We start from the raw sequence: 9,569 nt of genomic DNA, 5'->3' as shown, positions 1-9,569 counted from the left end.
GCTCATAAGACTGGCCTGTTAACGGGTCTTTACCACATAGAAAGGCTCTCCTGACACAGCGAGAGATGCAATGGTAGTATTTTGTGTCAACTAAGCTGACCTGGCTTTTCCGTGCCGTTGGCATTTTATGTCCTTATCCTTGGAGCAGATAAAAAGCATAGATAGTGGAAGTAAGGCAGGCAAGTTTTGGGGTGGGTGTCTGCTAGTCAATTCTGATCTTTTCATGCTAGGGGTGGGTGTCTGCTAGTCACTCTAGTCATCTTTTGTGATCTTTTGTCATCTATCACTCCACTTGCAGAAGAACTGATAACTAAGATCGCTTTAGTGCAAGCGGTACCCGTTATGTACTTTAATCTTCACAGATTAAATGACCGAACAGGCTGTGAGTTGGTCTGTTTACTAACACTGATAATATGCAGCATGTTCAGAGCTTGACTCATATCTTGTGTCAGATTGGTTAATTTCTTTTGTTATCAAATCTTTACTGTTGAGGTGGCTTTTTTACAATTTCTCAGCTCTTCACCTGCTTTATTGTATGTTTTTTGTTTTTACTGTATATTTCGCGCCCATTAATTAATAAAGCTGAATAATTGCCGCTGTACTTCAGAGCATCTGCTTTAACTATCTTTTGAATGTTTAGGGTTGCTTGAATTTCAACCTGTCGAGTTTACTTTCAGTAACTAAATAAGGAGCTTCACGCATTGAATCGCGTATTGAACAAAGTTAAATGGCAGCATATATTTGTGCTGCTGTGCATGACACAATTGGTGGCGTTTTCCTCCATGGCATTCGCTAATTCTAAAAGTCTATTTACTCCTATCCGAATTGGTAAAAAGCTCATTGTTGTCCCCAGGAAAATTGATGCCAATGAATATCAGGCACAGTTAACAATAAGCAACGGGGAAAAGCGCTTAACCTGGTCTGCGATCGCCGGTGTCAGTAAATACGCAATTCAGGTACTGAATGAAGATGGACAGTGGGAAAACCTACTGTTCACAGAATCATTGTCTGTCATTCTGGATGACAGATTTAATGGCTATTTGCAGGTTAGGGTTGCGGCATGTTACAGAGATTCTTGTAATTTGATTGCAGCAGGCAGCGCGATTCAAAATGTCTTTGAAACTCAATACGCAGATGTGACAAGTTCGATCCCCGGCAATGCGAATTTAGTCAGTGTCAGCGCTCCCTCAGTTGATAATGTGGGCACAATCAAGGGAAGAGCTGGAGTAAGTGGCGGCGGTGCAACGTACTCTGTCCCAATAGAACTTACACCTGGGCGTGCTGGTATGCAGCCGCGTGTATCACTGAATTACTCATCACGATCCGGTTCAGGGATAGCTGGCAAGGGTTGGTCTTTGTCGGCAGGGTCTGCGATTACACGCTGTCCGGCCACCTATGCACAAGACGGATATAGTCGAAACCCTAAGTATGATCAAAACGATCGTCTCTGTCTGAATGGCCAAAGACTGATTGCCATCAATGGCAGCTATGGTTCAAGCGGCGCTGAATACAGAACGGAAATGGACAGTTTTGCCAAAATTACGCAGCACGGCGCAATGAACTCTACATCCAGCTACTTTGTGGTCAGGTTTAAAAATGGTCACGTTAGCTATTACGGTGCATCAGCCAATAGTCGTGACATCCGCTCAAATTACAATGGCACTTATGCCTGGTTAATTGATTACACCCGAGACGCAACGAATAAAAACTTTATTCATTATGATTATGTTACCTACGGTACAAACGAAAAACTGCTGGACAGAATTAACTATACAGGTAATAGCAGTTCACATAAGGGTATGCATAACATCTATTTCGAATATGAGCAGGCACTGGACCCAACCCGAAAATACCACCAGGGTATATTGTACGAGAAAACGCAGCGCCTGAAGCGTGTTGTTACTAAGCACAACTCCACGCAAACCAGAGAATATACGCTTAGTTATACAGCCAGTCGTGCGTCGGGTATAGATCTGTTGTCTTCAGTTGAGTTGTGTTACGGCACAACGGGCGGAAATTGTTTGCCTAAAACTCGTTTTGAATGGGAAGATCAGGCGCCTAAAATCAGAGGTACCTTTGTAAATATCAATGCAGGTAAGAGCATTTCATCGGTGTTACCTAATGGCGATCGAAACGGGGATGGCTCCCGAGATTGGCCTGGCTTCTACATCGACGCAGAAGGCAATACAACGAGCAATAGCCACCCAATGACGCAATGCGAGTTTTCTGGTACCAGTGGCGAAAAAGTGAATTGTCATACGGATACCGCGGATTACAACCAGGACGGCATTACAGACGACTTTGATTTTGTAGCAGGCTCAGTAGGTTCAAAGAAAAAGCTGGTACTGTATAAAAACTATCAGAATGGTACATCGACTCGCATCAATACCAATATAGAAGTGCCTCAGCTGTCTTCGTTTTTGCATGTTGGCGACATGAATGGTGATAGTCTGCCAGATTTGGTGATCTACGAAAAAACAGCAACATACTCTGATGATTACATCTATTTTTACTATCACAGTGGTAATTTCTCGACACCTTATTCCACGTCTTATAAACAAAAACTGTTTACTGTGGGTAAGCACCCGGGTTCGGACAATCCATCTACTTCCTATTCGATAGGTGGGGATTTTGATGGTAACGGTATACCTGATTTTTATCGTGTGTCCTTACACCGAAGTGACATTGGGCAGGGCAAATTGAGCTCAGTCAAGCTGACGGCATCTAAAGGTAAAACGCTGAGCTTTACAAGCAGAACAGTTAACTGGGACGATGAGGATGACTACCTTCCTTCGTTCAATGGCGGGTGGGGGCGATTCTACCGCTTTGCAGACCTAAATGGTGATGGTCTTAAAGACTGGTTTGGCTGGTACAACCCGAAACAGAACGGCAGCAAGTTGTATGTAAGATACAGCAAAGGTGACGGCTGGTTTACCTCGCCTGTTTATATGAATGCCAGAGCGTATAGCAGAGACTATTACTATAACCTGAGTTACGGTCTGGAGGGGAACAGAGAGAATGAGCGGTATGTTAAATTGCCAAAATATGGCAATGCCATCAAGGTTGCTGATATTGATGCAGATGGTAAAGAAGAGCTCCTGATCCCTAACGGTATTGTGGTGGAGGGGTGTCAAAATGTGTCTCATTTTGAATTCCGAGGGAAGAGCGTGACAGAGTTCTGTGGCTCTGCTATTTACAACGAGTTGATCCCTTCAGGAAAAGGCACTTATAAATCGATTGATGGGCGCCATGATCATAGTATTTACTCCTTTGCCAAGCTTGAGCTAAAAGGCGGCAGCTTTGTCAGTACAGATACCGACTTTATCGGTTCTGCTCATCAGTCTGCTATTATCGATGCACAAGGTGATGGATTGCCTGATTTAGTCTTTAACTATGGGTGTGCAAGCGGTCCCGCAGGATCAAGTTGTCGCTTTTTGGATGCAACGCCTTATGGTTATGCAAAAGGCAAGGTCAACATTAGCCGTAACTACGGAACTGGCTCGGGAACAAACGGGAGCCGATATAGACCACTTGATGTACTTCACTCAGTCACAGATGGTATTGGACTGAAAAGTGAATGGGATTATCGTCCTTTGTCGTCTTCTGTGTCGACTAATATAAACGGTGTAACCAGGCTGTATAAATCTGATAGTTTGAATTTAACGGGGCTTATAGTAAAGGGTTATCAAAAATTCACATCTAGTATGTACGTGGTGAGGGAGTTTAAGCAAGATAATGGTGTGGGTGGTGACTTTGTACGCCGATACGCCTATCGCGATGCGCTGTTTAATAATCAGGGCCGTGGATTCATGGGTTTTGGAAGCATCATTGAAGCGGATGTAACACGAGGCCTGGTAACACAATCTGACTTTCAGGCCTACTTCCCCTACGCGGGCAAACTAATGGCGAAGGCCACATTTATTGCAGATGAGTACACCCTTGATGGCAGGCGAATTGCTTTGACAGAGAACTCTGCAATTAGTCACTCAAAAATAGATTGGAAAAGCAATCCAAGTCACAGAATTAAAAACGTATATAGTTTGTATGCAAAGTCCAGCTATGAAATTAAACGTGATATTTCAACAAAGAGCTGGTTGTCTACAACGGAAGTAGAAAATAAATCAATTAATGCGTATGGCGATATCATACATAGCGAACGAAGACAGGATGACCAGTATGGTATGTCAACGGTTTCAACAACTAAAACATATGCTTACGATACATCAGCCTGGTGGGTAAATAAGGTAACTAAAGTCGTTACAAAGTCTTTGCTTTCAGGCAGAGACCCTAATGATGCTTATTTCCTGTACAAAGGTGGTGAAAAAGGCTTGGTGAGCGAAACTACTTTGACAAAGGAGTTTAGTAATTTTCACACGTCTAGAAAGGCCAGAACTGTTAAGGTTAGCGGCTCTTCAGGTAATGGACATGAAATAAACTATGTCTTTAATAGCTACGGTTTGCCTACCCAAGTTACTAAAAAGGCAAGCATTTATAACGATGCGAATTGGACTTCGCAAAGCCGGGTTGAAACCCTGTCCTATACCTCAAATGGTACATCTGCGGCTGACAGTGGTTATTATGTCTATGAAACCACCAATGCCAAAGGACATAAAACAAGGGTGAATACTGATCCGAAAACGGGTCTTAAAACCAAAACGCACCAGCAGGTGAGTGCCAGTGAATATCTCACTACAGAATATGGCTATGATCGCTACCTGAGACCTTATAGTCAAAAAGTAGAGGGAACGCCAAAGGGTTATACAGCGATACAACGGCCTGGGACTTATGCACCTCGGGATGCAGTGCTCCAAGTATTGACGGTTGCGCCAGGTGCCCCCAAAAAAGTTGCCTTTATTGACAAGCTTGGGCGTACCATCCGGACAAAAGTCGAGAATCAGGGCGGCGATTGGATCCTGCAGGACAAAACCTTTAATGCACAGGGGTATCCATTATTTGAGTCTCAGCCATACAAGTTTGGCAACATTAAATATGGCGTTCGATATGGTAACTACGATGAGATTGGCCGTGTGGACAGCAAGACAGTCGATCAACAGTGTTCACCATTTGCTACCGGCACAATGACCACAGAGTATCGCTATAAAGGCTTTACAACCTCAATTGATGTATCAGAGAGTTGCTATGGCTTACATTTGGGTCAAATGAGCCGAACTTATGATAGCCGAAAGCAATTAATGAAAACCACAGACGCACTGAATGGCGATACGCGTTACTCATACAATAGTAACGGCTTACCCATTATAGTACGTGATGCTAAGGGCAACAGCATTGTTGCTAAGTACAACGCATTCGGGCAAAAAGTTCGGGTAGTTGATCCAAACCAGGGGGCAACAGACTTTATTTATAACGGATTTGGCGAGGTTCAAAGAGAAACACGCAGTAATGGAAAATCTGTTCACTACAATGTTGATTCACTGGGTCGTGTCGTCAAAAGAACTGCAACGGGTGAAGGGACGTTAACCTACACATTTGATACGCACACTTATGGCCAGTTGAGCAATGCAGCAGGCAATGGCGTTACACATAGTTATCAATACGATAGTCTGGGTCGTCCAACTGTTCATACAGTAGCAGGCGAAGGTCGAAGCTTTTCAACAAGCACCTATTATGATGCCAATTATGGACGCGCTAAAGGGATGCGTTATCCTAACAATCTGACATTGGAATTTGTTTACGACGACCGAGGCTACCAGGTTGGCGTTAAAAACAACGCCAGTGGATATACTTTCCAGCAGATTACTGAGCGTGATGTGTTTGGCTATATTCAGTCGCAAACTTTAGGCAATGGTCTGCAAATGGACAACTACTATAGTCGTCAAAGCGGCCAGATGACTGAACATTATACTCATAAAAATGGCAATAACCTGCTGGCTATTCAGTACACGGGCTATGATGGATTTGGCAATCTCAAATCACTGTCAGTGACTTCTGGCAAGTTGGGTGAACAACACCAGTTTACTGAATCATATAGCTATGATGATCTGCATCGTCTGAAGAGCAATGCGATTGCTGGTTACACAACCATCCGCTACGATTACGACGCTGTGGGTAATCTGACAAGCAAATCTGATTACGCAACCCAATATGATTATAGTAGTAGCGTATCCGGGTATACGGGTGGTGGGCCTAATGCGGTTAAACGGGTATTAAAAAATGGCCAGTGGGTGGGCTTTAGCTATGATGCCCGCGGTAATATGACCAAAGGGGATGGACTAAGTACTGCCAGTTACAATGCAATGGATAAACCAACAAGCATTACCAAAAATGGCATAACTGCAAGCTTTACCTATGGTCCTGACCATATGCGCTTTAAGCAGGTGAAAGGCAGCGTAACGAGTTATTATGCAGGTAAGCATTACGAGCTTGAGATAGAAGGAAACAAAACAACAACTCGCGCTTACATAGGTGATATCGCTGTCATCTCGTCACAATCCGTTAGTGTGCCACAGATCCGTTATTTCCATAAAGATCGATTAGGCAGTGCAAGGTTGATCACCAATGCAGACGGGTATGTGGTGGCAGAGCGAAACTTTGACCCATTTGGTAAACCGAGAGCGGCGTCAGGCAGCCTGAAATTTACTGCTCAATTAGGCGACTATAAATCAGCTAAAACGCGACGCGGATTTACCGATCATGAGCATCTAGATGATCTGGAACTTATCCATATGAATGGCCGGGTGTACGATTACAATTTAGGCAGGTTTATGTCGGTCGATCCTGTCATTCAGAGCCCGGGTAACTCTCAGTCGATTAACCCCTACTCATATATAATGAATAACCCACTGGGCGGTACAGACCCAACTGGGTACTCGTCAGCATGCCAGTCAAAAGGCGCGGATGTCAGTGGTGACTCAGCTCCGGGCTGCGGTGATGCAATGAGCTATGATGTGGGGGATGGTGATAAGTTATTTGCGAAGGATGGCGTTTTGTACCTTGATAAGAATGGTGACACGCTGATCAAAGTTGATAGTATGAAGGTCAACGGTGCGAGTGGTTTAGTAGCTAATATTGATATGCTTAGCGGTAGTGTCGCATATAACCTTGAGTCGCAGGAGAGTGTTGGGTCGAATAGTATCAATGAGAATCAAAGTGATGCTAAAGGGGCTTTAAATGGTGTTACAGCCTACGTGGGTCAGCAGCTTGGTGATGCTGGGGCGGCGAGAGATGATTACAACAAGAGAGTGGCTCCGCTCGACCCAAGTGACAGCGAAGGACGGAGCAAAATCAAGAAAGAAACCAGAGACAAGACCCCGAAACTCGTAAATGATTTCATCAAAAAGAATCGACCTAGCACAGGTGCTCAGCCCGGCACTGGTGGTCGAGCAAACAGTACCAATCCTAAAGCTAATAAGCTAGCGTCTGCTTTAAAGCATGGTGGCCGTGGCTTATTAGTGGTTAACTTAGGAATGAATGCGGTTGATATTGCCACATCAGAAAATACTGGATTGGCCTTGATGAGGAGTGCATTCGGGGTTGTTGGTGGCATAGGAGGTGGCATTGTAGGCGCAATAGGCGGCAGCTTTGTTGCACCGGGTCCGGGTACTGCCGTTGGTGGTGTTAGCGGGGCCGCACTAGGTGGTGCAGGTGGAGAAAGGCTTGGGGAGGCTATACACAATTTTTTCTGGGGCCGTCGCGAAGATAGCACCTCAAACTAAGGCGGTATTATGAAACAATTTAAAAAAAGCACCTTGAATTGGTGGAATGACTTTGTTCACAGAGTTAAAAATAAAGGTGAGGACAAATGGTCAGTGACCTGCGAAAACAACAATCTTGTTGTCAACAAGAATGGCCGAGAGGTATCCAAGGTCAGGCTTGATGATGTTGTTAGCGTAACCGCCTACAAAAAAGACCTTGTTACTTATGACCCTGTTTTTCTGTGTTTTTTGGATAAGAACGACTGCACTATTGAAGTCTGGGAAGGCATGAATGGATTCGACTCTTTTATTCACAATGAGCTAGGTAGGTATTTTGACGTTAAGCCAGACTGGTTTGCCAGCGTGAATAAGGGGGCGTTTGCTGAGAATAGACGGGTAATCTGGAAACTCTAAACGGATAAAGAGGGCTGAAAATTCAGCCCTTCCCCAACTCGAAAGTTACCAATACCCGCAAAAAGAAAATACACGGAGGAAAATACACGGAGGAAAATTTAGGGTGACACCCATTTAAAATCGGCGCTCTCTGAGCGCCTTTTTTCTGATAAAAAATGTACGAAAAAAGTGGGGAATACACGTATCATTAACGGGACCCTCATTAGGGGGAGGATTAGCGAGCTTGGCTGCAATGAAATATTCACTCTCTGCTTCAACTTTCAATGCTGCTGGGGTTCATCGAAATACCATTAATGGGTTCAACGCAAATCACGGAAGCACTGCTGGCATCAAAGAACGCAATAAATACACGGACACCCAGCGTTATCGGTTCTTGTTACATGTCTTCTAGGGTAAATGTGAGCGCGCTATTTTGTGTAACTTTGGAATGGGTGTCTCTAAAAATTAGAGGAAAATACACGGACACCCAGCGTTATCGGTTCTTGCTACGTGTCTTCTAGGGTAAATGTGAGCGTGGGGAACACACGGACACCCAGCGTTATCGGCTCTGGAATTTAGGTTGAAACCCATTTACCCATTCAAAACCGGCGCTCAGCAATTTGAGGTGATTATCTGGTGCCTCTTTACATTAAAAGATCGTAAAAAAGGCTTGGTTCTGTATAATAATTGATTGGGCGTGGGGCCACTAAAGCTTGACTCAGTTCCGCTTCACTACACCGTTTGGCCACGCATTATCAGCCCCTTATTAGGGCGTTAAATTAAAAGCTAACTATGAGGTAAATTTTGAAAATTAAAGCTCTCGTTATAAGTTCAACATTGGCGATTTGTTCATTTGTTACTCATGCAGGCTCTTGGAGCGGTACGACTTATGTTAGGGAAATTTATGCTCACTCAACAAATAATGTTGATGGAACAATATACTTCAAATTCGCTTCAATGAAAAATCCATACAATTGCGAGCAGTCTGACTTAATCGCTCTGAAGAAGTCCAACCAAGTATTCTCTGAATTGTACTCGCTCATATTGGCTGCATTTGCAACCGACCAAAAAGTAAACTACTACGTCAATGGCTGTGATCAGCATGGTTACCCTGAACTAATTCACGCAACAGTATCTATGTAGTATTTTACCTATAAAGCCAATCACAAGACTTTACAGAGCTACATAGATACCCAAGTGCTACATAGACATCCAGGCTTTATACCTCTTGCGTATATTTTTGTGCGTGAGCTATTTCTAACAAACAGACGGAAGACTGAATGAAGGGCTCGTGGGTAAGCCGGCTCCGTTGAAACAGTCGCTATTTGACACTGTGCGGCGCGGTTAAGTCCTGCCTGAGTTTGACAGTCATCAATTTGAGTTTCAGGTAATGGGAATTCTAACCTAATAAGCGTTCACAATTATCCAGGTTAGCGCGCCGCTTTTTTTGTAGGTGGGTGCAATATTTACTCATAGCATGACGCCTGCCTACTGCGCCGCGGAATACTTTGGTAAATTGCGTGG

At 44.1% G+C, this 9,569-nt stretch carries 2 protein-coding genes and 2 pseudogenes; 2 read left to right on the top strand and 2 right to left on the bottom strand.

Annotation, left to right across the window (positions count from 1 at the left end; translation table 11 throughout):
- Nucleotides 1-124: pseudogene (locus MHN31_RS23765) on the bottom strand (transposase); the annotation flags it as partial.
- Between the two features lie 577 nt (nt 125-701).
- On the opposite strand from MHN31_RS23765, the gene MHN31_RS23760 reads away from it, so the two are divergent.
- On the top strand, nt 702-7,673 hold the full coding sequence (locus MHN31_RS23760) for an RHS repeat-associated core domain-containing protein (RefSeq protein ID WP_239445502.1): 6,972 nt from the start codon (nt 702-704) through the stop codon (nt 7,671-7,673).
- Nucleotides 7,674-7,682: 9 nt separating this feature from the next.
- Complete coding sequence (locus MHN31_RS23755; protein WP_239445501.1) at nt 7,683-8,066, top strand: hypothetical protein; 384 nt, start codon at nt 7,683-7,685, stop codon at nt 8,064-8,066.
- A 1,378-nt stretch (nt 8,067-9,444) separates the two neighbouring features.
- Here the strand turns inward: MHN31_RS23755 and MHN31_RS23750 are convergent.
- Nucleotides 9,445-9,569 (bottom strand): annotated as a pseudogene (locus MHN31_RS23750) (transposase); the annotation flags it as partial.

Source organism: Pseudoalteromonas sp. McH1-42, assembly GCF_022347845.1.
Taxonomy (GTDB): domain Bacteria; phylum Pseudomonadota; class Gammaproteobacteria; order Enterobacterales; family Alteromonadaceae; genus Pseudoalteromonas; species Pseudoalteromonas rubra_D.
This window is presented reverse-complemented; position numbering and strand designations above follow the sequence as displayed.

What these genes read in the sequence shown, in the direction of transcription:
- MHN31_RS23755 (WP_239445501.1), top strand. Translation starts at nt 7,683, where the DNA reads ATGAAACAATTTAAAAAAAGCACCTTGAATTGGTGGAATGACTTTGTT.